The organism is Maridesulfovibrio sp. (genome assembly GCF_963666665.1).
GTDB lineage: Bacteria > Desulfobacterota > Desulfovibrionia > Desulfovibrionales > Desulfovibrionaceae > Maridesulfovibrio.
This window is the reverse complement of record NZ_OY762999.1, coordinates 4,023,478-4,047,659: the sequence shown is the minus strand read 5'-3', so window position 1 is coordinate 4,047,659 and position 24,182 is coordinate 4,023,478. Positions and strand designations below refer to the sequence as shown.

Sequence of the window (24,182 nt, the reverse complement as noted above, 5' to 3'; positions counted from 1 at the left end):
TGCGCAACATACTAATGAAGAACAATGATCAAAACATTTAAGCACAAAGGTCTGGAAAAATTTTATCGATCCGGTTCAACAGCCGGGATACAGGCCAAGCATTCTAAGCGGCTCAGAATCCAGCTTTCAGTCATTGATACGGCTCAGGAAGCGGAAGACATTAACCTTCCCGGATTCAGGCTGCACAAGCTCAAAGGAAGCCGTGCAGACCTCTGGTCCATAACCGTTAACGGCAATTGGCGACTGACCTTTGAATTCCGCGACGGGAATGCCTACATTTTAAACTACGAGGATTACCACTAATGACTATGTATAATCCCCCACATCCCGGTGAGCTTATCAGCTCCGTGTATATGGAAGAATACAATCTCAGCTGTCGCAAGCTGGCAATGATGCTCGGCGTGGCTCCCTCCACTCTCGCCCGCGTCCTGAATGCCAAGAGCGCGGTATCCCCAGAAATGGCCCTGCGCCTCTCAAAGGTCCTCGGACGTACCCCTGAAAGCTGGCTGGCTATGCAGGCCAACTATGACCTTGGCAAGGTGCGCAGTCAGGTTGATTTGTCTGGGGTTACTCCTGTGGGGCGGGGGGCGGTGGTGTAAAAAAACCTACAACTGCACCTTATGGTCGCGATTTAACAACATTACTTTTGGATATTATTTTTTTACACTCCGAAATTGGAAGGCCCCGGGCAATTGGAGCCCGGACATGCGTCTAAATTCGGAGTATTTTTTATTCCAATACACCAGCGTATAGAATCAACAGCCCTTCCTCTATAACCCCGGATCATCCCCGCACACGCGGGGAACACGGATCAACGCGCTCCATGGCCATGGCTTCAGCAGGATCATCCCCGCACACGCGGGGAACACTAAAAACTAATCATAACCTATTGTTAGGAGTACGGATCATCCCCGCACACGCGGGGAACACTTTCAATAAATTCCAATAGCAGCGGGAAAAAGCGGATCATCCCCGCACACGCGGGGAACACTGCCTCCCTCGCCAGCCCCCACGGGGACACCTGTTGCGCAGCTAACAGTGTCACAGTGGGTAGGCTGGCTAGGATTCGATATTGGGATAGCTTCGGCAGCATGAACAGCCGGATGAACTTGGTAACTCGGACTCGGAGGACGCCCCGGACCGGAAGATTGCACCGGAAGCACAACCACATATCCGAACTCCACGAGCATGGTTAGTCCCTGCTCAATCTGCTTCTTTTTCGGAAACCGTCCACGGATCGCACGCTGACATTCACGACCAGTGAACAGCTCAATTTTCCGGCCCGTGATCCATTTCAAGATAGCCTGAGCACAGGAAGTCAGATCATCACACCCCATATCATGAAATGCGTAGCGGGCATGATGAACAAGCTTCTTTCCCAATTCAGTAGCCGCAAGCATGACAGCGGAATCAACCTTCGACTCAACCTGTTGCGCTGAAGCCAGATGCAGCAGACCGGCCAAGCGGGCAACCTGCCCCGGAACCTTACCCGCCCAATCAGTCATATTTTCCAGACTACTCCCCGGTCGCAACTCTCCCTCAATGAGCAGGAAAAAGTTTTTCCACGACTCATACGCACCGGCACTAAGCAGCAGAGACTTACCTTGTGCATTCATTTCAGAATTACTTTTGAGAGAAAGCAGAAACTCAACCCGCTCTAGAAAAGCTCGTTCCACCTGTAATGATACCTGCGGAGGCTCCGCCACTCGATAACCAAGCCTGCTTTGACCAAAGAAATAGAGGAAACGCGCCAAGAAACCGCGTCCACGGAATTCAGGATTTCCGGCCATCCCACGCAACACATCCGGCTGAGTGGTAACGCAAATAGTCAGTAATGGATGCTTCAACCCGATAAACTGCCCATGCTTACGGTCCACGCGGCACGGTTCGCCACTGAATGCTTTTAAAATCAGATCAAGGTTAGGCATGCGGCTGTAACGACCGGCAAATGTATCAAAAAGACCGCCTTCAGCTTCAATGATGGACATGCATTCGCTTTGCTGCTCCATGAGCATGGCAAGGCATTCAGGAGTTATGTCATCGGCAAGCAAGCGCGGGATTGTAATCAGCTCCGGCATTTCATCTTCCAAATCCCGGATTTCCTGAATGAGGTTGTCCCGGCTTTGCGAGTTTTTTGCCTTGGCCGCCATGTTGCGCCGATGCTCAATGGCGCGTTCAAGAGTCATCCGTTTTGAACGCGCTTCCTGCGCCAGTGGACCAATGAGCTTTTCCTGCTCATTTTCCCAGCCGATAAGCGGTCTTCTTGCGGCCTGCGTCACCGCGCTTTTCCTTTCTCCGGGCGGTAGCGGCGAAAGCAGGTACAGGTTTAAGGATTCCTCATAACCTTCTTTAATCTGCACATGGAACCTCCGCTGCGCTGCGGTTGATAGGACGCCAAGGAGATTGCAGAGCACCATCTCATAAGGCACCTGCAACGCTTCGCTAAGCTCAAAGCTGTAATCAGCCAGAATCGGCGGTAATTGAACCGATGATAGAGAAGGAGGAAACTGAGGCCCCAATGGAACTGGGGCCTTATTTCCGAACATGGAAAGAATGTCTGTGCCGGACTCGTTCATCTGTGCCTCGGCAGGTCAGACATTTCTTCAAGCGGAATGACCTTGCAGGATTCCACATAGGCATCCAGATCTTTAAGATCGTACCCGACCCGCCTGCCGATTTTGATATAGCGCGGCCCTTTTCCAAGACAACACCATACTTCGAGGGTTCCGGGGCTGAGTCCTAATTTTTCAGCAGCTTCTTTTGTGCTTAATAGTCCTTGCATCGATTTCTCCTTGTTGGTTGGAGGTATTTTTTCTTCGATGCAAGGCAACCACGTTTAATCGGACAGTAAAACCATCTGGAAGGGGACAAATGGTGTGGAGGGACCACCAAGTTCTGTGAGATCACGACAGAAATTGGTAATAAAATTTCTATATTATCAGTAGGTAATGAAAATCAAACTAAGAAGTATCCAAATTCTGAAAAAAGTCCTGAATTGAAGGACAGAAGTTGCTTTTGGGCTACCTGAATCATCAATTTTCACCTTTCTTCCAAGACGGACACTGTCAAGTCATTCCATGTCCGACCTCCCGGCTAGTTTATAAATGTCCGGGGAAGAGTTGCTTTTGAACCGCTAGGGTTCCTAGCACATCCCCAGAATTATAAACGATGGAGGAAAGATGAAATCTTTCAATCATTACAAAATGGAACTGAGGCCCCGTAGCGAACTGACAACCGAACTGGTACTGTACGGTGAAACTGAACCTGCGGAAATGCAGATTGAAAATCTCTGGAAAATCGTTGACCGCAGAACAGGTGAAGAACTTGCAGACCCAAAGCCTGACTTTGATGAATTCTCATCCTCTGACCGCATGTACCCATCCATGATGAATCCGGAAGTCAAACGCCGCTGGGACCTGAAAAATTATGAATGGGAAGAAACCAAAGCTCAACATGCAAAGTTGAAGCGTATGGTTCATGCCCAGTTTCTGCAGGAAAATCCCAACCTGCCCGTGATTCAGGGTCTGAAAGGCACAACTTACGGTAGTGAAATTCAGGCTGAGTTCCAGAAAATGCTCAGCGGAAGCCAGTCGATGCTTAAGTCCCGCATGCCGCAGGCTGGTACGGGGCGGACTATCCGTGATGAACTTGAACGCGATAACGTGGACCTCAATGAAGTGGCTGATGAGGTCGTGCAGTTCCAGACTCCCAAGTCCCGGAACACTTTTGCTGTCATGGGTGTTGACCGGGATGAAACACTGCGCATTGTTGGTAAAATCCTCGCTTCAGCAGAATCCAGCCATGCCCTTGAATATCAGTACGATGAAGAAGGCAGGTTGCAGGTTGTGCATTACGAGGGAAAGCCGGTTGAAGTGTATCGCTACAACCGCATGGGCCAGCGCGTGTTTTCGCAGGTATCAGGCGGTCAGCCGCTGAAATATAGCTACAATGAACAGGGGCAGCTCGTTCAAGCCGGAGAGGTCTCTTATTCCTACAATGAAGACGGCTACCTTGCAGCTAAACAGGACTCAGATGGCCTTACCCGCTATCATTATCTGGAAAGCGGACAGCTTTGCGGTGTGCAGCTTCCTGACGGCAGGGAAATTGAATATCGCTTTGATGAAAATGGATTCCGTGTCGAGAAGCTCATCAACGGCAAGCTGGTGCAGCGTTACCAGTGGGACGATCTGATCACTCTGTCTGCGGTGGAAGACCGTTCCGGTGTGACCCGTATCCGCTATGATGAAGATGGGGACGCTATCGGGATGATCCGCAACGGCCAGAAGCTGCTACTGGCTACCGATCAGTTGGGTAGTACCTTTACTGTTGCTGATCTGTCGGGAAACAGTGTACAGGAAATCCTATATGATTCTTTCGGGGTGATGATACAGAACAGTCGTCCCGAACTCGCGCCTCCGCTCGGCTTTGCCGGAGGATTGTATGATTCCGATACCGGCCTGATTCATTTCGGCTACCGTGAGTACGATCCTGCCATTGGGCGTTTCATTTCTCCTGATCCGCTGGGCTATGCTGGCGGTGATGTGGATTTGTATGGCTATTGCGGGGATGATCCGGTTAACTTTGTCGATCGGCTGGGGTTGTTTGATGAATCCAGTTCAGATGATGATGGGAAGAGCGAAAGCAAATCGTCAAGTTCCGGTGGGTACGCTGGAAATGATTTCGGTCCGGGGTATAATGGAACCAGTGGAAGTGCCTACGGCCCTACAGACGCTGGTTGGGGGTATAATACCGATCCGGGAGGCTCTCATTACAATGGTGATGACACCCTAGGCGGGGAAGGGCATAGCCAAAATGCGACACGTAGTACCCAACAGGCAAAAGATGACGATTTTTTCGGTCAGCAAAGTCAGCAAGCTATTGATCAGCTAAATAACGCAGGCGTGCAACAAGGTTTGGAAGTGGATAAGCAGGCTCAAGAGCTGACTAGTAGACAGGATAAATTCAATGCTAATGAACAGGCAAAAAAAGAACATAGAGCTCTTGCTGAGGCCGACCGGATAAGCCGAGCACGACGTGCGTCTCTGGCAGCCGATGAAGATGATAAGGATAAAGGATTTTTCGAAAAAGCAGAGGATTACGTAAAGGTAAGCTGGGATAATATGGCAGCAAAAGAAAAACGAAATCAGCAAAGGAGAGATGCGGCTGCTAAAAACCTTAATCCGAGTAAAGTCACAGATATTTTCAGCAATGATCCAAAGGTGAGAAAAAATAGGGCTAATACTATTAAGGCTGGCGTTCAGGATAAATTGGAAAATTATGCTGATGTCTATCTTTCTACTCCTGATGATAAAATGTATCCAGTTCAGTATGGAATTACTAAGCTGGGCGAATTTATGAAGAGAAATAAAAATTAAAAACAAGCCCTGCAACGACAAACCGATGTTGTTGCAGGGCTAGGATAAGATATGCTTATATATTTAAAAAAAGTTAAGAATGATTTTAAGGCCATTCTACATAGAGACTATGCCTTTCTGGTTATTGTATATGCATATTTTATGTTTAACTTTATAAGTTGCTTTTTTGGGCATATAACAGATTACATAAGCCCTTACACATCATGCTTAGTTGTGTCATTTGTATTAAGTTGTATCGGATGCAGAGACTCAGGATTAAAAATATTTAGGTTTGACTTTCAATTCAGGATGACTTTTGCATATTTGACACTGCTTCTGGCGACAGAATTAGCTGCAAGTTCATCATGGTATATGATAGATAAAAATTTTTTTAATTTAAAATTGCATGTATTTGAAATGCTATCCATGTTGAATCGTGGTTATCTAAACTACGAAGGTTTTGTATGCATATTGATAGAGCCATTTTTTTATACATTATCATCTCCTTTTATCTATATGTTTGCGTGCTTATGCTTTTCTTTAAAAAAAATGATGTCTATATCTATTATTAAACTAACGATGGGAATGGTGATACTCTTTGTAAATTCTATTATTTTTTCTATAGTCGCATTAATTGGAATGTCGATAGTCAATATTTATATATATGCTTCTGCTCTTTCTGTGTATTATATTATTCTAACTGTTTTGTCTTATGCTGTGGGCAAAAACTCCTTTGCTGATAATGCTGCATAACTAGCTGCGGACTTGCATGTGGAAAACTTGATTAAGAATATCTATTCGATAGCCTCATTAATTAGCAAGAACACTAGAAGCTATGGATAATTATGGGAAAAAGTAGAAAAGAATCACACAGAATCAAACCATCAAAAGGTGGAACGGGTAGACTTGTTCTTATCCTAGCAGGCTGGGCTTTTTTCTTATCTGGAATTTTGACCCCTCTTACTGGCGGAGGGAAATATAAAGGTTTTAAAGTATATGACTTTGTGGGATATATACAATTATTTATCGGTGCTATTGTTCTTATTTATTTATGGAAAACAAGAGAAAGCGTTTCATTGAACTCAGATGAAAGCAACGAACCGGAAGACATGATTTGTCCAAAATGCCAGACGGTTTATTTGGCAGAAGATCTCCCTGAAAATTGCCGGAAAGATATTTGCTCAGAATGTGGAGCCAAATTAGAACTTTTGGATGGTTTTTATGAACGGCATCCAGAGCTGAAAGATGTTCCAGAACAATTCCCTCAGCCAGAGGATGATTAACCACAAGGCCCCGGACTTCGGTTCGGGGTCTTGTTCTTGAATCAAATTACCCCGGACAATATGGACAAAATGGACAGAAATCTAATTTTGTCCATATTGTCCATTTTGTCCCGTAGTTTTTATTTTGCTGTATTGCTTTCTTTTCTGAACTCGATAGGAATGTTTTTCCTAAATTCTTCAATAACGGAATTGGCTGGTCTGACCAGTTTTAATTTTTTGATGTAATCCTTTTCTATAACCGTGTCCGCAATCGCTTTATATTCTTCGTGTGAAAACTGTTGTTTCGGAGTTGGGTCAACGACCATCTCAAGAATCATGTTGGAAAAGAAAAAACCTTCCTTGCGTGCGCCATCCAACTTTTTCTTGGCCTTAGTCAATCTGGCCTTCATAGTTCGCGCATCTTCCAGCTCTTTTTCCAATTCTTCAATCTTTAAATCTTGTTCTATTCCACTTCTATCGGCTTTTGGTAAAAACCTCGGATACTTCTGCTCAATCTGTTCAACTTCTTCTAAATCAAAGAAACATCGCTCATCAAAAAGCCGTTTCAATCTTTCGGCCTGACGGAAAAATGAGGAATAGAAATAACGCAGCACTGAGAATTTTTTGGAATTATACTCAAATTGAAAATATACATTTAATCTGGTTTCAAGAACAACATTTGTAAAATCCGCACTAGACGTTCTGTTCCATCGAACTCTCAACTCTGAAGCTGGTATTCTACGCTTAACTTCATACTTTACGAACCAGTTCAAGCCCTCAGCCAAATAAGATACCACACGATTAAGCAACCAAATTGATCCACAAACAATCAGGGTACACACAAAAGCATAAGCTAAAAAAGCCATGTTCGAAGGATTCGGCCCATATTGGACCAAAAAAACAGGCCCAATCAAACTAAGAAAGAGGATAACTGCATCTACCAATTTATCTTCATCCAGCTTTTCTTGAACAAGCGGCTGAATCAGGATTTCACGTTTTGATTCCTCATCAACTTTGGACTTGGCTTTACCATTTTGCGATTTATTCATGCTCAAACTCCCGATACTTTTATGTAGCTTAGCCCCCCTTAACTGAGGTATGTGTTTTTTACAAATCGCAAAACAATTAAGGGAACTGAGTAGTTAAACAGACATGGGGAATACCAAGTGAAAAAAGTTTGAACTTAATCAAACTTTTTTCACTTTTTTTGATTTTATGGGGAAGAGTGTGGGGAGAACTGTTTTGGACATGAAAAAAGGGCTTCTCGCTTTTTGCGAAAAACCCTTTAATTTCAGATGGTACCGGGAGCGAGACTCGAACTCGCAAGGGCGTGAACCCGGCGGATTTTGAGTCCGCTGCGTCTACCAATTCCGCCATCCCGGCATGCGTGAGGGATTGTTAATATTAGATGACCTTACGACTGTCAAGAGTATTTAGCAAGATATGAACAAGGAATATATATCTCCATTCAGAGTTTAATAATCTGAAGATTCAGCCATGATCATACTTTCCTCTATTGTAAAGCGGATAACTCAGTGCTATTTCTAACTTCCTTTCATTAATTTTCTACAAAAGAGTTTCCCATGATCCCAATCGGTTCACTGGTCAACGGTGCCGCCATCATAGGCGGTTCCATCATCGGTATTCTCCTGCACAGCAGATTTCCTGAGCGCATCCGGGAAATAATCTTTCAGGCTCTGGGCCTCGGCGTTTTACTCATCGGTATCCAGATGTCACTGAAAGTTGAGGACATTCTAGTAGTTATTTTCAGCCTGATCATCGGCGGCATAGGTGGCGAGCTGTTAAGGCTGGATACGCTTTTTGAGCGCGGAGCCGGCTGGCTCAAGAAAAAAGTCGGTTCCAAGGATACCGGGTTCATTGACGGCATGATCACCGCCTCCCTGATTTTCTGCATCGGAGCAATGGCTATCATCGGCTCATTTGAAGAAGGCATCAACGGCGACACTACTATCCTTTTCACCAAAGCCATGCTCGACGGATTCGCTTCCATCGCCCTTGCCTCTTCATATGGAATCGGAGTGCTGTTCTCCTTTATCCCGGTCATCATCTACCAAAGCGCACTGACCCTTTTTGCAGGTTCTTTTCAGGACTGGTTCTCTCCGATGATCATTTCCCAGTTAACCGCTACCGGCGGTCTGCTCATTATCGGTATCAGCGTAACCCTGCTCGATATCAAGCGCATTAACCTTGCCAATCTGCTGCCCTCTTTGGGAGTAGTCATCGCGCTCACTGCCATGCTTAACTAAAATTCAAAACAAGCGGATGTTTTAAACGTTTTCATCATTGAATATTGAATATAGATAGGTTCTAATACTATTATGAAAATCCGCTGGAAAATGCTCATCATACTGCTGACTTTTTCCCTTACTCCTTTGTTCGTGCTCAAAACCCACGGACTGAATTCACTAAAGGAGCTGGGGGCAGATCTGCAGACCCAGACCCGCGTGACCCTTCTTGAGCGGGCCACCCATAACCTTGCCGATCAGGCCAAGGGCGCTGCGGTCATGATTGATCTGGAGGGAAGACTCTATCAATCCACCCTGAAAAGCATTCAGGGGGAAGCGGAGTTGCGGCTAAATGACAATGACATTCCACCACAGATAAAAGCCCCATATATAACCACCCTACATGAAAGTTTCAATAAACCGGAACTTATCAATGACCCGGCCTACAAAAAAAAGGCGCTGATGGGCAAGGGAATGAACCGCAAGGGTGACCACAACATGATGGCTGCCGTCCAGCGCGGAGACCTGATTGACCTGCCCATAACACTCAACCACATTTCATTCTGGCTGTCCGGAGAGTTGAGCCCTCAAGAAGCCAAATCGTCCATCAACAGGATTGCCCCGCTGCTGGACGATTTTAAATCATGCGCATCATCCTTGGAGAGACTGATTCTCTGGCAGGAAATTATTCTTGAAAACGGACTTGTCGCTACATACCCGGGACACAACTCTTTCCCAGGCAAATACGATCCCAGAACTCACCCTTGGTACAAAGAGGTCAAAGAGAAAGGAGAAGTAAGCTGGACCATCCCATCCACGGATGCTGCAACAAAGACACTCTGCGACAGATTAACAGCTCCGCTTTACGGAAAGGACGGTCAGTTTATCGGAGTCGCTTCACTGGTAATTCCTATCGGCGAAAGCCTAAACAAAGCCCTTGTCTCAGCCGACACACAAAAAGCAAAAGTGATGCTCGTTACTAGCCTCCATCGCGATGAGACCCACCAAGACTCATTGCTGGTGCTTGGTAAAATAGGTGATGATCAAGTTGAAAAAGAATTCCTCCCAATGCATAGCCGTTTCTGGCAGGCCCCACCTGAGCGGGAATGGCTTACCGAAGACAATCCTGAATTCAAAACCCTGATCAAGGATGTTACAGATAAAAATTCAGGGGTTCTGCACATGAACGACAATGGGGTTCCATCCTTATGGACGTACAGTCCCGTTAATACGGCTCTATCCATTCTGATCATTACCCCGGTTCATGAATTCACAGCTGAAGCGGACGAAGCAGAGCAATACGTCCACGAAAGCATAGCCAATCAACTGGAAGGCACCTCACTGATTGCATTATCGGTTATCATATCCATCGCTATCGTGGCATATTTTGTTTCCCAAGGACTATCCAACCCCATTCGAAAGCTTTCTGAAGCAATGATTAAGGTAGGAGAAGGCGACTGGGATGCCCGGGCGGATTTCCACTCCAAAGATGAACTGGGGGACCTTGCACAGAATTTTAACGACATGGTCCCGCAGCTACGTGAACATTCCAAAATCAGACAGGCCCTCAGCCTAGCCGATGAGGCCCAGCAATCCCTTTTCCCGAAGGCTCCGCCGGACATCGAAAATGTTGATATCGGAGCACGCTGCACCTTCTCCGAACAGACGGGGGGTGATTACTACGATTTTGTCGGCTGTGCCACCTGCGGACCGAAGACATTTGCCACCGTTATCGGAGATGTCTCCGGACACGGCGTCAGCGCGGCCCTGCTTATGACCAGTGCCCGTGCATACATGCGGGCCCTTTCAGGACGCGGAAAAACACTTGTGGAGGCGGCCACTGAAGTTAACCGGCTCATAACCAAGGATTGTGCCCAGACAGGCCATTTCATGACCATGTTCATGGCTATCTGCAATGCAGAAAAAAGGACAGTAAACTGGATCAGGGCCGGACATGACCCCGGACTGGTATATTCTCCCGACACCGACACCTTTGACCAGCTTCTGGGAGAAGGATTGGCCCTTGGAGTGGATGAAAGCTACCCGTACCGTGAATACCTGACCCAGATGAATCAAGGACAGATTCTTGTTCTTTACACAGACGGCATATGGGAAGCACACAGTCCTGCAGGCAATCAGTTCGGCAAGGACAGGATGCAACAGGTCATCCGGGACAATTGCCATAAATCATCACAGGAAATAGCCGATATCATACTTATTGAAGTCGAGAGTCACCGCAAAGGCCTCCCGCTTGAAGATGATTGCACAATTATAGTGGTTAAATTTTTATGAAATACTCAATATACGAACTCGCAACATACGCATTCGATCCCCTGCATGCATTCTGGCAGAATGAACGAACCGAAAAAGCGGTTGCCGGAATCCTGATCGGCTGTTTTCTGGCTGCCCTGCTGGGCATTGAACTTGGCAGGCAGGGCCTGTTGCCCGCAGCAATAGCTTCCAAAACCCCGACCAGCCACTATGCAGCGGTAGGCATCGCCTTTACCCTTGTTCTGGTGCTGGAGGTGATCAGTTTTATATTTGTGCTGCCCTGCTCTTTTTCCAAATCCGTGGGCAAGCAGTTGGAAATCCTCTGCCTGATCCTAATGCGCAACTCCTTCAAGGAACTGGTAAATTTTCCAGAACCGATAACTTTCACCGGTAATATGACTCCAATTTACCAGATTCTTTCTGACGGAGCAGGTGCCTTTGTGGTCTTTGTCCTGCTGGGCATATATTACAAAGTCCAGAAGTCAGGTCCGAGTTTAAAACCAGCATCCAAATTCAGCTACGTTGCCAGCAAAAAACTGGTCGCTCTTTTACTGCTCGGCCTTTTCATGGGACTGGGATTTTATGTGTTTTACTGCACAGCCAAGGGACTGCATCACTTTGACTTCTTCAGCACCTTCTACACCATCCTGATCTTCAGTGATATCCTGCTGGTGCTCATTTCCCAGCGTTTCCTGCCGGCATTTCATGCTGTTTTCAGGAATTCAGGTTTTGCGCTGGTAACCCTGCTGATCAGACTTGCACTTGCCGCCCCGCCCTTCTACAATGCAGCCCTCGGAGTTGCCTCGGCCGGATTCGCGGTCCTATTAACCCTCGCTTATAACACATTTTATATTAAAAAAAAGGAATCCTGAAGTGAAAAGCATCTGCATCTTCCTCGGTGCCAATCCCGGCAACGATCCTAAATACGCACAAGCGGCCCGCAACATGGGCCGGGAACTGGCCCAACGAGGCCTTACCACTGTCTACGGAGGCTCTCGCACCGGACTGATGGGCATTCTTGCTGAAAGCGCACTGGAAGCAGGTGGCAAAGTTATCGGGGTAATCCCGGAAAGCCTCTATAAAATTGAAATTGCCCACACCAACCTTACAGAGCTGCATGTTGCCGACTCCATGCACGAACGCAAAGCCCTCATGGCCGATCTTTCCGACGGTTTTATTGCCATGCCCGGAGGAATCGGGACCATGGACGAAATATTCGAGATATTCACATGGGCTCAACTCGGCTTCCATTCCAAACCGTGCGGCCTGCTCAATGTAGACGGCTACTACGACAAACTGCTCAGTTTTCTGGACGGAGTGGTTGAGGAAGGCTTTTTAAAAGACATGCACCGGGAAAAGCTGCTAACCGCCGAAACACCGGATATGCTGATTGATTCCTTCGCCACATATGAACCGCCCAGCGGATCAAAGTGGGTGGAAAAAGTGAACGTCACCCAAGGCAAAAGACAATAAAAAATATCCCTTTGCTACTGCAGAGGGATTTTTTATTTCTTCTTCCGCGGGGAGAATTCGGGGTCCACAAAATAAATCATCCTGCTTCGAGGCGATAAGTAATCGAAGACTTCAGGCGCAAGCTTGACTGGATTAATCGAATTGGTAATTGAGTATTCGGGCTCCTCTTCCAAGTCGAGAATAAGAGCTTCTTTCTTCGGTATTTCAGGATCATATATGACAATACTGGGCAATAAAGGCTTTGATAGATTTACGGAAATCACCATCCCGACCATCTCATCATTGAGAACTACAACTGTTCCGGGAGGATAAATGCCCATACATTGTATAAACGCAGACAAGTAATCCGGTTCGAAATAAGTGGCTCTCTTGGAAAACATATATGACAAAGCCTGATAAGGAGTCAGTGAAGAAGCCGGATCATGCTTATTTATGAGGCAATCGTAAAAATCGGCAATAGCCAGAATTTTGGCCAACTTTCCGATTTCGCCTCTTTCCACCCCTCTGGGATATCCCCCTCCGCAGCAACGTTCATGGTGGGCATACACGATTTCCATTGCCTCAGGAGGATAGTCCTCACAGCCGGAAAGAATATCAACACCGTAAAAAGGATGTTTGCGCAGTACTTCCGCTTCAAATTTTGTAAGCTGTCCTTTTTTATGTAAAATCTTCTTTTCAATCTTGGCCTTACCTATATCGTGAAAGAGCCCCCCAATCGCAAGTGTGCGCATCTCATCTTCGTCCAACTCTATAGTTCTGCCCAAAATCAGTGATAACACTGTGACATTCATAGAATGGTAGTACATCGTATCGCTCTTATCTGTCTGCAGATTCAAGACATGCATGAGAGCCTCAGAATCACTTAAGAAATAACGGCTCAAAGTCTTGGAAAAAGTGTTTGCTTCCTCATAAAACTGCATGTTCCCTCTAGTAATAGAAGACATGAGGTCTTCAACCTGCCGTACAGATAATGAATACTTATGCTCCGCACGAACGACGGACTCTTTCTTCTCCTTCAGCTTTTCCATACGGGCTTTTTTTTCTTTGAACAAAGCGTCTGGAGCCGAAGCCAGCTGAGAACTGGCCGGACGTAGTGCAGACTTTTTTTTCGTAGCCTTCAAAGGTGTAACTAAACTTTTATCCGGAATACAAATAACTTTCTCAATCCCTAATGAGTGCAGGGTCTCAATCATCTCGAAATCCTTTATCCGGAAACTGCTGGTCAAAAATGGATGTCGATACCACGGCACACCCACGAGTTTGATATGAACTCCGGGCCTCAACCGATCCACATCGACCATATGTTCACCATTTTTAAGCCTTGTCATATAAGCCACCACTTGATGAGAATCAGATGAAATTCCTTTCCCTTATGGAAATCTTCTTTGTTATATCTATTATATTTTCAGCGTTCCTATGGATGTAGTCTATTATTTTAGAATCAAGTACCTGTTTTTTTGATAAGAACTTTACTTTCTTACCCTTCACCACCCCATAAACATCTTCAGCTAATTCCATTCCTTCGGCCAGTCCCAATGGGTAAACCTCACGGACATGATATCTCGCTTCGGCTCCCAAAAGATTCCCAAGCTCTTTGATTACTTTGGGGTCGTATCTTTTCCCCCGTAGATTCATCATGGCCAGTGCTTCTCCCGCACCCCGCCCTCCGGACTTCAGTCTGTCAAAATCTGAAACTACCTTTAATATTCTTGCCCCGATCGGAATTTCATCACTGGAAAATCCTCCATCACCGCCATTATCCATATAGTGTGCTTCCTGCAAAGATAGTTTTGTACAAACATCCTCAAAATAAGGAAGCTTGGATAATATCTTAGCCGAATACTCCGTATGCTGGGTGTAGATACTGTAATCGATACTCCCGAAAACGTCTCCCGTCTCAATCATCTCCAGTAGCCGATCAGGCAGAAAAATAAATCCGATAGAAGACAACACAGCTGCAACTTCAGTGCTCCATGGATCAGGGTCACCCATTTTCCTGCTCAAAGCCTTCACCAACGGCAAGATACGCGCAGTCCTGCTGTTCAGACCAGGATTATGCATTGCAGCAATATCACTGACCATTCGAATGACCCCGCGGGTCATTTTACTGGTCATATGGGTCTCAACATTGGATAAGCGGTGAAACTCCAAAGCGTCCCGCAAGGACTTCTTCAATACCTTAAGCGAACAGGGTTTTGTAAGAATCCTGAAAACCCCGCACTCGTTTACCGCGTCGATTGCCATCGCAAGATCAGCGTTGCCGCTGAGAAGGATCCGCACAGACGAAGAGGAAGTATCTTTCGCTTTGGTCAAGAATTCCACTCCATCCATTTCAGGCATCTGATAATCAGAAACAATTACATGGAAGGGGCCATCTTTTTTTAAGGCCTCCAGAGCATCAACTCCGGAAGAACAGCAGGAAATATGAAGTCTTTCAGTCGATATTCTTGAAAATAGCAAATGGATAGCTACATCATCATCAACAAAAAGAATTTTATACATTTTTGCCTCCAGACCGGTCTAGGTAAAACTCCAGCCATTAATAACCCCAGCATAATACTTTTTCGAATATAAAATAACTCATTCGACGAAGAAAATAACTATTTTTTTATTATTAAACTGCCAAAGGTTGCGAATTAAATTCTGCCAAACAGCCTAAAATATATTATAAATAAAAAAGAATGCTGACAAAAACAGTAGGGTCTTATATAGAAAGATAAAGCCAAAAATGGAGGGAATACAATGAAACAGTCCGACTACATTGAACTTGAAGACAGATTTGGCGCTCAGAACTACAAACCTCTCGATGTTGTAATAGAAAAAGGTGAAGGAGTCTGGGTCTGGGACGTAGACGGAAACAAGTATATGGACTGCCTCTCCGCATACTCCGCTGTTAATCAGGGTCATTGCCATCCGCGCATCAAAAGGGCCATGCAGAACCAGCTTGATAAATTAACCCTGACCTCAAGGGCTTTCCGAAACGACCAATTAGGACCTTTCTACAAAGAACTCTGCACCCTGACCAACTCCCACAAGGTGCTGCCCATGAACAGCGGTGCCGAAGCAGTGGAAACCGCCATCAAGGCTGTGCGGAAATGGGGTTACATGGTTAAAGGCGTCCCCGAAGACCGTGCCGAAATAATTGTCTGCGCTGACAACTTCCACGGCCGCACCATCTCCATTGTAGGTTTTTCCACCGACCCGGTTTCCCGCCGGGGATTCGGCCCTTTCACACCGGGATTCAAAGTTATTCCTTTCGGTGATCATAAAGCCTTAGAAAACGCGATAACCCCGGACACAGTGGGTTTCCTTGTTGAACCAATTCAGGGCGAAGCCGGCGTGATAATTCCACCCGAAGGCTACCTGAAAAAAGTACGGGAAATATGCACCGTAAATAACATCAACCTGATCCTCGACGAAATCCAGACCGGACTCGGCCGAACAGGCAAACTTCTTGCTGAAGAACATGAAGGAATCGAGGCTGACATTACCCTCATCGGCAAAGCCCTTTCCGGCGGCTTTTATCCGGTCTCGGCAGTACTTTCCAATACCGAGGTCCTAGGGGTACTCAAACCCGGTGAACACGGCTCTACTTTCGGCGGAAACCCTCTTGCGTGCGCCGTAGCTAGGGAAGCCCTGAAAGTACTTCAGGAAGAAGACCTGATCAGCAATGCTGAAAAAATGGGTAAAATATTTATCGATGGACTGAAATCCATCAACAACAGCAAAATAAGAGAAGTTCGCGGCCGGGGATTGCTGCTGGCCGTAGAATTTAAGCTTGATGCCGGCGGAGCAAGGCAGTACTGCGAAAAGCTTAAAGAAAATGGACTGCTTTGCAAGGAAACCCATGACAATATCATCAGGTTTGCACCGCCGCTGGTAATCACCGCTGAGCAGGTGAACTGGGCCCTTGAACGCATCAAGCCTATTCTTTCTACTTAAACGGCAATAAACTTACTGCTTTCAAACTTTTGCAACCGCACAGGATTTTCGCATGTCATTGAGCAACAGATTTGCGACCATTTTCAACGGAACACTTATATTCTTCCTGATTTCTATAATACCGTCATTCGCTTTTCAGGAAGAATTAAGATTTGACCGCCTTTCATTAAGCGAAGGGCTTTCGCAATCGTCCATTCTGTGCATGTTGCAGGATTCACGAGGTTTCCTGTGGTTTGGAACCTACGACGGATTAAACCGCTATGACGGCAGAAATATCAAAATATATAAAAGCGGGACAGAGAGCGGAATGCTTTCCGATGGCAACATTCGGGCACTCTACGAAGATAAATCCGGGGTTTTATGGATTGGAACAAAAGGCGGCGGATTGAACCGCTACGACCGCCTGACTGACAGCTTCAAGAATTACCAGCCCATAGCTGAAAACCAGAATTCCCTTTCCGGTACAAATGTAAGCGCAATATTCGAGGACTCAAAAAATCGCCTATGGATCGGAACCCATTCGGGAGTAAACATCTTTAACCGCAACACAGAAACGTTTACCCGTTTACAGCAGTCAGAACAGCCCGGAAGCCTCAGCCATAATGAAGTCAGGTCCATCTATGAGGATCTTCATGGCCACATATGGATAGGTACAGCCATCGGATTAAACCGCTTCGATGATGAACAGAAAAAATTCAAAATCTACAAAAAAATACCAAAAGATAAAAACAGTCTGAGTGACAACACTGTACTATGCTTTTACCAACAAAAGGAAAATGAGCTGTGGGTAGGCACCAAAAAAGGAATATCTATCCTTGATCCCCGTCAAGGAGAATTCAAAACGCTATTTCGCTCTCTTGAAATAAACGATATATATCAAGACCTTTCAGGCAACCTCTGGATCGGAACTCTTGAAGGGTTGGGAAAAAGAGATCCGGCAACCGCATCAGCGGCCCCGGAAGAAATGAAATTTGATTTCTTCAAAAATAACCAGCTTGACCATCAGAGCTTGAGCAGCAACAAGGTAACCAAGATACTTGAAGACAACTCCGGGGTTATCTGGGTCGGGACCTATACTGACGGACTGAGCAAACTCACACCCAAAATGCAGGCTTTCGGTATCCTGAGCCGCCAGCCGTGGAAAACAGACACTCTCGCCGGTCTTGAAGTCAGCGCAATACTGGAGGACAGGGAAGGACTAATCTGGATCGGAACCTATAAAAACGGTCTCAATACATACGATCCTCAAACCGGTGAAATCAAATCCTACAGTACTAAATCAGCATCACCCTGGAAGCTTTCCGGCAACAGGATTAACTGTATTTTCCAAGACAGCTCCGGACTTATCTGGGTCGGGACCCGCAAAAGCGGTGTCTTCGTGATTAATAAGGAAGAAGGAGTAGTAAAGAAATACAAGTGGAAAAAGAAAAACAGCAACTCCCTGAGCCAGAACAATATCTGGTGGATATATGAAGGCAGCATGGGCTACATCTGGATCGGGACCAGCAAGAAAGGGCTCAACCGTCTTGACCGCAAAACCGGAGAGTTCACACGCTATGACCATTCCGACTCCGACCCGACCAGCCTGGGACACAATAGAGTCCGAAATATCTTCGAGGACAGCAACGATAACTTATGGGTCTGTACAAATGCCGGGCTAGACCTCATGGACCGCAAAACAGGCACCTTCCAACATTTTCAACATGATCCGGGCAACCCGCAATCAATATCCAACAACCGGGTCACCCCTGTTGCAGAGGCTGCCGACGGTTCTCTCTGGCTGGGCACTGATTCCGGCCTGAACAGATTCGATCCCCAAAGCGGTCTCTTCACCCGCTATACCGATGCAAACGGGCTTGCTAACGACGGAATTCAGGGCCTCTGCATTGACGACAACGGACATATCTGGGTCTCGACCTTTAAAGGAATATCACGCCTTGATCCGATCAGCGGCAAAGTCTGGAACTTCGGACCATCAGACGGACTGCAGGGCATTGAATTCTGGATTAATTCCTACAATAAAGGGCAAAGCGGCAAAATATATTTCGGCGGATTGAAGGGCATGAATATGTTCGATCCCCGCAATATTAAAATCAACAGGACTCCCCCACCGCTGGTCATTACCGACCTGACAATTATGGGAGCTCCGGCAGATCTGGAAACGAACATAACCGAATCCGATAAGGTAACCCTGTCATGGAAAGACGCCATGTTCAGCTTCCATTTCGCAGCCCTTGACTATCAAAACCCAAAACTGAACAAGTACCAATATAAGCTCGAAGGCTTCAATGATGAGTGGATAGACTCCCCTGACGCCACAGCCACATTCACCAACTTTGCTCAAGGCAACTATGTATTCAGAGTCCGTGGTTCAAATAGCGACGGTATCTGGAATGATAACGGAGCCAGCTTAAAACTGAATATTATCCCTCCGTTCTGGAAGACATTGTGGTTCAAAGGCGTTTTGGTAATTTTGGCCATAACGGCACTCATCCTCATCGTACGCCAACGGACGCGGACAGTTGAAAAACAAAAAGAAATACTTGCGCAGGAAGTGGAAAACAGAACTGCTGACCTTAATCAGGAAATTGAAGAGCATAAAAAAACTGAAAAAAGGCTCGAACAGGCCATTCTAAAAACAGAGGAAGCCAACGAAGCCAAAAGCGCTTTCCTTGCGAGTATGAGTCACGAGATACGAACCCCTCTTAACTCCATTCTGGGGGTTGCCGATCTGCTTAAAAACACCAACCTTTCCGATGAGCAAGGCGAATACGTTAATATCTTCGAATCGTCAGGAGAAATTCTGCTGACAATCATCAACGATATTCTTGATTTTTCAAAAATTGAAGCAAATCACGTTAAGCTGGAAAATATCCCTGTTGACCTGCTGCAAGAGACGGAATCACTCATGCAGCTTCAGGCCACGGCAGCGTCTTCGCGCCATGTTGAACTGGTCATGCGCTACAAACCGGACGTACCGGAGATAGTCCTTGGAGATTCAACCCGGATACGCCAGATATTGCTCAACATCCTTGCCAACGCGGTTAAATTCACCAGCAGCGGCGAAGTGTCCATTGTTGTTTCCCGGTCACCGGAAAGCAGCTCCCCGGACAACATAACCTTCACTATTTCTGATACCGGAATAGGGATTGCCCCGGAAAAACTGGAATCCATCTTTGAACCTTTTTCACAGGCGGATTCCTCTACAACCCGCAGGTATGGAGGTTCCGGACTGGGACTATCAATCAGCCGTAAACTGGCCGAGCTCATGGGTGGCACCATTTGCGCCAGCAGTACTCCCGGTAAGGGCAGCACCTTCATGGTAACCCTGCCCCTGCCCCGTGCACCGCAAGCCTCAACGGCTGCGGAACCTGACCTTGAATATTCGGAAATTCTGGTTGCGGTCCGCAACCCGGAAACCCTTGCTTCAATCTGCGAGACCCTGAATTATTTCAAAGGGACAGCTACTCCGTGTTCTACTGTTGAAAGCCTGAAAATACTGCTTTCATCACTGCTGGACAGTAAATACAAACTGCTGATCTACGACCTTTCTTTGAAGGATGCCGGAGAACTGAACCTGCTCCGCTCATTACAGGAAGACGGAATAAAGCTACCGCCGGTGCTCATGCTCCAGCAGGGGGCCTGCTTTGACAAAACATACCTTGAAAAAGGCATCGAAGGACGCGGGCAGCCGCTTCCCACTTCCCGCAGACTGCTTTTGCATAACACCATGGAACTGCTGCAACTTTCCTGCAAGGAGGAACAGAATTCAGCTTTCCCCAAATCGCACAAGCTGCCGCCTATCAAGATATTGCTTACTGAGGATAATATCCCCAACCGTGACCTGATCCGCCATTTTCTCAAGGATACAGATACAACACTGGCCATGGCGGCAGACGGAGCGCAGGGTCTTAAGCTGGCAACCAATGATAATTTTGATATAATCCTGTTGGATATGGAAATGCCGATCATGGACGGCCCTGAATTTCTTGTTAAGTTCAGGAACTTTGAAAAGGAAAATAATCTGCCCGCAACCGGAGTAATAGCGCTTACCGCGCATGTTTCGGCTGAATACCGGGAGAAATGCATCTCTGCCGGGGCAGACGAATTTCTCTCCAAGCCCATCAAGAGAGATACTTTGTTGCAAACAATATTAAATATTCACAACAAGACCAGATAAATGGAAAAACTCACCCCCAAACAAACCAAATGGATACGCGCCCTGCATATGCTCAGTGCCTGTCTCTGGGGCGGCGGCGCACTTTCATTGGTACTGTTGCACTGCCTCTTTGTACCCACTTCAGGGGAAGCTCTTTACGGACGGGATATATGCCTCAAGCTGGTGGATCAGTATGTAGTCACAGCCGGAGCACTGGGGTGTCTGTTTACCGGATTCGTCTTTGCGTGGAAAAGTTCTTGGGGATTTTTCAAATTCAAGTGGATTGTCACCAAATGGATCATCAATATAAGCTTCATCCTCTTCGGATTCACCTGTTTCATGCCCTGGCTGGACCACATGAGCGAGCTTTCCGGCAATACAGGAGCACTGGCCCTGCAAACACCGGAATACCTGCGCAGCCAATTGCTGAATGAAATATCAGCATTCGCTGTCTTCGGCTGCCTGCTTTTTCTGGTCTGGGTCTCAGTCTTCAAGCCGTGGGGCAAGACTGCCAGTGGCACCCAAAAATAAATCCGGGGACTTCCCCGGATTTATTTATTAATCTCCAATAAACTTTACCAACACCCGCTTACGCCGCCCTCCTGCCCGGAACATCGAACCACAATTCCTTCCTGTAAGATTTCATATATTGAAGCCTCCGTATCATCTTGACATCTGCGTGCTGCAAATGCTTGATTCTTTTTTGCTCTGCAACTACTGCAGAGTTATCTTCGGCACAAATGAACAGCTAAAAAAAGCTACATAATATTTCAGGGAGAAACAACATGGACAAAGGTTACGCGGAAACTATCGCCTCGGACATTATGCAGATGCTCGAATCAGCCAAGGGCAGCGATCTGGACCTCAACGGCGGATTCCAGAATGACGCTTTCACAGCCGAAAACTTCTCCTTCGGCTACCTGTTCTATCCTCGTGAAATGCTGCTCGCTATCCCTCAGCTCCCGCAGGCGGTCAGAAAAAAAATAAAGAAATCAAACATTCTCGGGACTGTTGATCTTGAAGGCAGGAAAGTAGGTATCCATCTCATCTGCTCCTTGAATAAAGGATTTGATGAAGTGGAAACAGCAGAAGATATCATTGCCGGGATCAACAACAAAGAACTCATGGACTTCAAGGAACAGATCGCGGGAATCCTGCACAAGGACCTTGTAGGCAATATTGAAGAGAAAACAACTGAACAGTAATTTAAATAAAACAAACCGCCATATTCCTAAGGAATATGGCGGTTTGTTTTATTGTTTTGTGCGTGGGACCAACTTACCTATGATCTGGACCAATTCATCGATTTTGACCGGTTTGGAAGAATAGGCATCCATGCCGTTACTGAGAAATTTTTCGCGGTCTCCTTCCATAGCATAGGCAGTCAGGGCGATGATGGGAATATCGTTCCCTTGTTCCCTTATTTTTCTGGTAGCCTCAAGGCCATCCATTTCAGGCATCTGCACATCCATAAGAATCACGTCAAAGGGGCCGCTGTTCTCCAGCAGATCCAAGGCCTCCAGTCCGTTCTCAGCGGTTTCAACTTCAAACCCCTGTTCGGTCAGAAAATGGGCAATGTAGAGCTGGTTGGTGGCATTATCTTCGGCCAGCAGAATTCGTGCGGCCAATCCTTTATCATTCTTGCCTTCATCAAGAAAGGCTGTACTTGTTTCGAGACATTCCCCGACACTGGATTTAAGCCTGACTGTAAATTTAAACTCCGACCCCCAGCCTTCCTTGCTGCTGAAAGTTATGTGCCCGCCCATCATTTCCACCAACTGGCGGGAAATTGCCAGACCTAATCCGCTTCCGGGATGACGCTTTGAATATCCGGCGTTAAGCTGGACAAAGCTTTCAAACAATTTTTCACACTTGTCTTCAGAAATACCGATCCCGGTATCCTTGACCCGAAATTCAAGAACCGCTCCCTCTTCGAAGCTTCCTACATGGTCAACGGAAACTTCCACATACCCCTTTTCAGTAAACTTAATGGCATTGCCGACAAGATTGATAATAATCTGCCCCAAGCGATACTCATCGCCATGGTAACAGCGGGATACATCGTCGCTGACATTTGCCCGCAATTCGATGCCTTTTTCTTCGGCCTGCACCTTAAGTACGGAAAGCTGCTTTTCCAGCATTTCATAAAGGTTGAAATCTTCAGGCCGAAGTTCCATCTTGCGCGCTTCGATTTTGGAGATATCAAGGATGTCATTAATAATATGCAGCAAGGACTCCGCCGCCTTCTTGACTGTCACAAGATACCCCTGCTGCTCTCCGGTAAGATCAGTATTCAGGGTCATCTCGCTCATGCCGATGATGGCGCTGATCGGAGTGCGGATTTCATGACTCATATTGGCAAGGAACTCACTCTTGGCCCGGCTGGCTTCTTCAGCCGCATCACGGGCCTCGCAAAGTTCTACCTCGCTACGCTTACGCTCGGTAATGTCCTGACCTACCGCAAGTACGCCCAGAGCACCGCCCTTGGCATCCAGCAAGCGGGAAAGGGACCATTGGATCATCCGCTCCTCACCGCCTCTGGCAACCACATAGTTCTCCAGCAGACGCAGGGGATTGCCGGAAAGAACTGTGGCAAACTGGCGGTTATGATCCGGCCAGAGCCTTTCAGGAACGAAAAGTTCGTAATAATCACGGCCAAGCACTTCATGACGGGTTCTGCCGAAAAGCTGCTCAGCCATGCGGTTGAACTCAAGAATCTTCTTGTCCGGGGAAAGCAGAATGATCACGCTTTCTGCGGTCTTTACCAACGAACGGAAACGATAGGCACTTTCCTTGAGAGCTTCTTCCACCTTCTTTCTGGTGGTGATGTCCTCAACAGAAGCGACAACCTTCTTAATACTGCCGTCATCTGAAATAATCGGAGAAGCGTTAATGGAAAGGAGAACCTTGCGTCCGTCCAGCCAGTGGATGGCATGGCGGATATCAAGAACAGCGTTGCGGATTTTCATTACCCGATTAAAGGCCAGCCTTTCCTCCGGAAAGGGGGATCCGTCATGAGCGGTGATTTTCCAGATGGGATCATTGTGCTGTTTGCCGATGATCTCTTCCCGGGCCACACCGTGCACCCGAGCAGCCTGATCATTGGCAAAGATAATCTTACCGTCATTATCCATGACCAGAATACCCATGGGACTGGTTTCCATAATACTGCCCATGAGATCTCGCTCACGCTGCAGTTCGATCTCAACCTTCTTTCTCTTGTCTATGTTCAGATAAAGGAAGCCGATAAAAACAAGCAGAACAGTAATGATGATGGCCGCACCGAGGATAAGAATCCTGTCAAGATTACCGGCTCCAAGCTCGGTGAGAGTAGCGGACAGCCATCTTTCGGCAAAGATATCCGTACATCCGGGCAGGAACAGCAATGTGGCAAATAATATTGTGCGCAGCATAATTCCGAATCTGTTGTTTTCGTTTATAAGTCTGGATGAACCTGATCAGCATCAGCAATGTA

19 protein-coding genes and 1 tRNA gene are annotated in these 24,182 nt (G+C 46.7%); 13 read left to right on the top strand and 7 right to left on the bottom strand.

What is annotated here, in order from left to right; translation table 11 throughout:
- Window positions 1-24: 24 nt before the first annotated feature.
- Together ACKU40_RS18500 and ACKU40_RS18495 are read left to right on the top strand one after the other, a co-directional pair.
- Window positions 25-303 (top strand): type II toxin-antitoxin system RelE/ParE family toxin, encoded by a 279-nt coding sequence (locus tag ACKU40_RS18500; protein ID WP_136675751.1) that lies wholly within the window; start codon window positions 25-27, stop codon window positions 301-303.
- Window positions 303-599: a HigA family addiction module antitoxin gene (locus tag ACKU40_RS18495; protein ID WP_320174254.1), complete on the top strand. Its 297-nt coding sequence runs from the start codon at window positions 303-305 to the stop codon at window positions 597-599. Before ACKU40_RS18500 ends, ACKU40_RS18495 begins: the two co-directional genes overlap by 1 nt.
- A 333-nt stretch (window positions 600-932) precedes the next feature.
- On the opposite strand, the gene ACKU40_RS18490 is transcribed toward ACKU40_RS18495, so the two are convergent.
- On the bottom strand, window positions 933-2,576 hold the full coding sequence (locus ACKU40_RS18490) for a YfjI family protein (RefSeq protein ID WP_407944298.1): 1,644 nt from the start codon (window positions 2,574-2,576) through the stop codon (window positions 933-935).
- Window positions 2,573-2,782, bottom strand: coding sequence for a helix-turn-helix domain-containing protein (locus ACKU40_RS18485; protein ID WP_320174252.1), 210 nt, complete (start codon window positions 2,780-2,782; stop codon window positions 2,573-2,575). The genes ACKU40_RS18490 and ACKU40_RS18485 overlap by 4 nt, the downstream gene beginning before the upstream one ends.
- 397 nt (window positions 2,783-3,179) lie before the next feature.
- Here ACKU40_RS18485 and ACKU40_RS18480 point away from each other — a divergent pair, with 397 nt between their 5' ends.
- From ACKU40_RS18480 to ACKU40_RS18470, 3 genes are all read left to right on the top strand, one after another.
- On the top strand, window positions 3,180-5,375 hold the full coding sequence (locus ACKU40_RS18480) for an RHS repeat-associated core domain-containing protein (RefSeq protein ID WP_320174251.1): 2,196 nt from the start codon (window positions 3,180-3,182) through the stop codon (window positions 5,373-5,375).
- 51 nt (window positions 5,376-5,426) lie between these two features.
- Window positions 5,427-6,107 carry a hypothetical protein gene (locus ACKU40_RS18475; RefSeq protein WP_320174250.1) on the top strand — a complete coding sequence of 227 codons (681 nt, stop codon included), beginning with the start codon at window positions 5,427-5,429 and terminating at the stop codon, window positions 6,105-6,107.
- Between the two features lie 92 nt (window positions 6,108-6,199).
- Complete coding sequence (locus ACKU40_RS18470; RefSeq protein WP_319778066.1) at window positions 6,200-6,637, top strand: hypothetical protein; 438 nt, start codon at window positions 6,200-6,202, stop codon at window positions 6,635-6,637.
- 119 nt (window positions 6,638-6,756) lie between these two features.
- Here the strand turns inward: ACKU40_RS18470 and ACKU40_RS18465 are convergent, their stop codons facing one another.
- Both ACKU40_RS18465 and ACKU40_RS18460 read right to left on the bottom strand, forming a co-directional pair.
- On the bottom strand, window positions 6,757-7,665 hold the full coding sequence (locus ACKU40_RS18465) for a hypothetical protein (RefSeq protein WP_320174249.1): 909 nt from the start codon (window positions 7,663-7,665) through the stop codon (window positions 6,757-6,759).
- A gap of 247 nt (window positions 7,666-7,912) precedes the next feature.
- Window positions 7,913-7,999 (bottom strand) — tRNA-Leu (locus ACKU40_RS18460).
- A gap of 200 nt (window positions 8,000-8,199) precedes the next feature.
- Here ACKU40_RS18460 and ACKU40_RS18455 point away from each other — a divergent pair.
- From ACKU40_RS18455 to ACKU40_RS18440, 4 genes are all read left to right on the top strand, one after another.
- Window positions 8,200-8,883, top strand: coding sequence for a DUF554 domain-containing protein (locus ACKU40_RS18455; RefSeq protein WP_320174248.1), 684 nt, complete (start codon window positions 8,200-8,202; stop codon window positions 8,881-8,883).
- 72 nt (window positions 8,884-8,955) lie between these two features.
- Window positions 8,956-11,154, top strand: coding sequence for a SpoIIE family protein phosphatase (locus ACKU40_RS18450; protein ID WP_320174247.1), 2,199 nt, complete (start codon window positions 8,956-8,958; stop codon window positions 11,152-11,154).
- A complete protein-coding gene (locus tag ACKU40_RS18445) occupies window positions 11,151-12,005 on the top strand; it encodes a hypothetical protein (protein ID WP_320174246.1) in 855 nt (284 codons plus the stop codon). The genes ACKU40_RS18450 and ACKU40_RS18445 overlap by 4 nt, the downstream gene beginning before the upstream one ends.
- A gap of 1 nt (window position 12,006) precedes the next feature.
- Window positions 12,007-12,606 (top strand): TIGR00730 family Rossman fold protein, encoded by a 600-nt coding sequence (locus ACKU40_RS18440; protein WP_320174245.1) that lies wholly within the window; start codon window positions 12,007-12,009, stop codon window positions 12,604-12,606.
- A 32-nt stretch (window positions 12,607-12,638) separates the two neighbouring features.
- On the opposite strand, the gene ACKU40_RS18435 is transcribed toward ACKU40_RS18440, so the two are convergent.
- Window positions 12,639-13,934: an HD-GYP domain-containing protein gene (locus tag ACKU40_RS18435; RefSeq protein WP_320174244.1), complete on the bottom strand. Its 1,296-nt coding sequence runs from the start codon at window positions 13,932-13,934 to the stop codon at window positions 12,639-12,641.
- A 22-nt stretch (window positions 13,935-13,956) separates the two neighbouring features.
- Window positions 13,957-15,108: an HD domain-containing phosphohydrolase gene (locus ACKU40_RS18430; RefSeq protein ID WP_320174243.1), complete on the bottom strand. Its 1,152-nt coding sequence runs from the start codon at window positions 15,106-15,108 to the stop codon at window positions 13,957-13,959.
- A 240-nt stretch (window positions 15,109-15,348) separates the two neighbouring features.
- Between ACKU40_RS18430 and rocD the strand changes: the two genes are divergently transcribed.
- The 4 genes from rocD to ACKU40_RS18410 all read left to right on the top strand — a co-directional run bounded on the left by rocD (window position 15,349) and on the right by ACKU40_RS18410 (window position 21,912).
- Window positions 15,349-16,548 (top strand): ornithine--oxo-acid transaminase, encoded by a 1,200-nt coding sequence (gene rocD, locus ACKU40_RS18425; RefSeq protein ID WP_320174242.1) that lies wholly within the window; start codon window positions 15,349-15,351, stop codon window positions 16,546-16,548.
- Between the two features lie 52 nt (window positions 16,549-16,600).
- Window positions 16,601-20,728, top strand: a complete 4,128-nt coding sequence (locus tag ACKU40_RS18420) for a two-component regulator propeller domain-containing protein (RefSeq protein WP_320174241.1) — start codon at window positions 16,601-16,603, stop codon at window positions 20,726-20,728.
- Window positions 20,729-21,238, top strand: coding sequence for a hypothetical protein (locus tag ACKU40_RS18415; RefSeq protein WP_320174240.1), 510 nt, complete (start codon window positions 20,729-20,731; stop codon window positions 21,236-21,238).
- A 254-nt stretch (window positions 21,239-21,492) separates the two neighbouring features.
- The gene (locus ACKU40_RS18410) at window positions 21,493-21,912 is read left to right on the top strand and encodes a hypothetical protein (RefSeq protein ID WP_320174239.1); all 420 of its coding nucleotides are present in this window, start codon (window positions 21,493-21,495) and stop codon (window positions 21,910-21,912) included.
- Between the two features lie 48 nt (window positions 21,913-21,960).
- On the opposite strand, the gene ACKU40_RS18405 is transcribed toward ACKU40_RS18410, so the two are convergent.
- The gene (locus tag ACKU40_RS18405) at window positions 21,961-24,120 is read right to left on the bottom strand and encodes a PAS domain S-box protein (RefSeq protein ID WP_320174238.1); all 2,160 of its coding nucleotides are present in this window, start codon (window positions 24,118-24,120) and stop codon (window positions 21,961-21,963) included.
- Window positions 24,121-24,182: the final 62 nt, after the last annotated feature.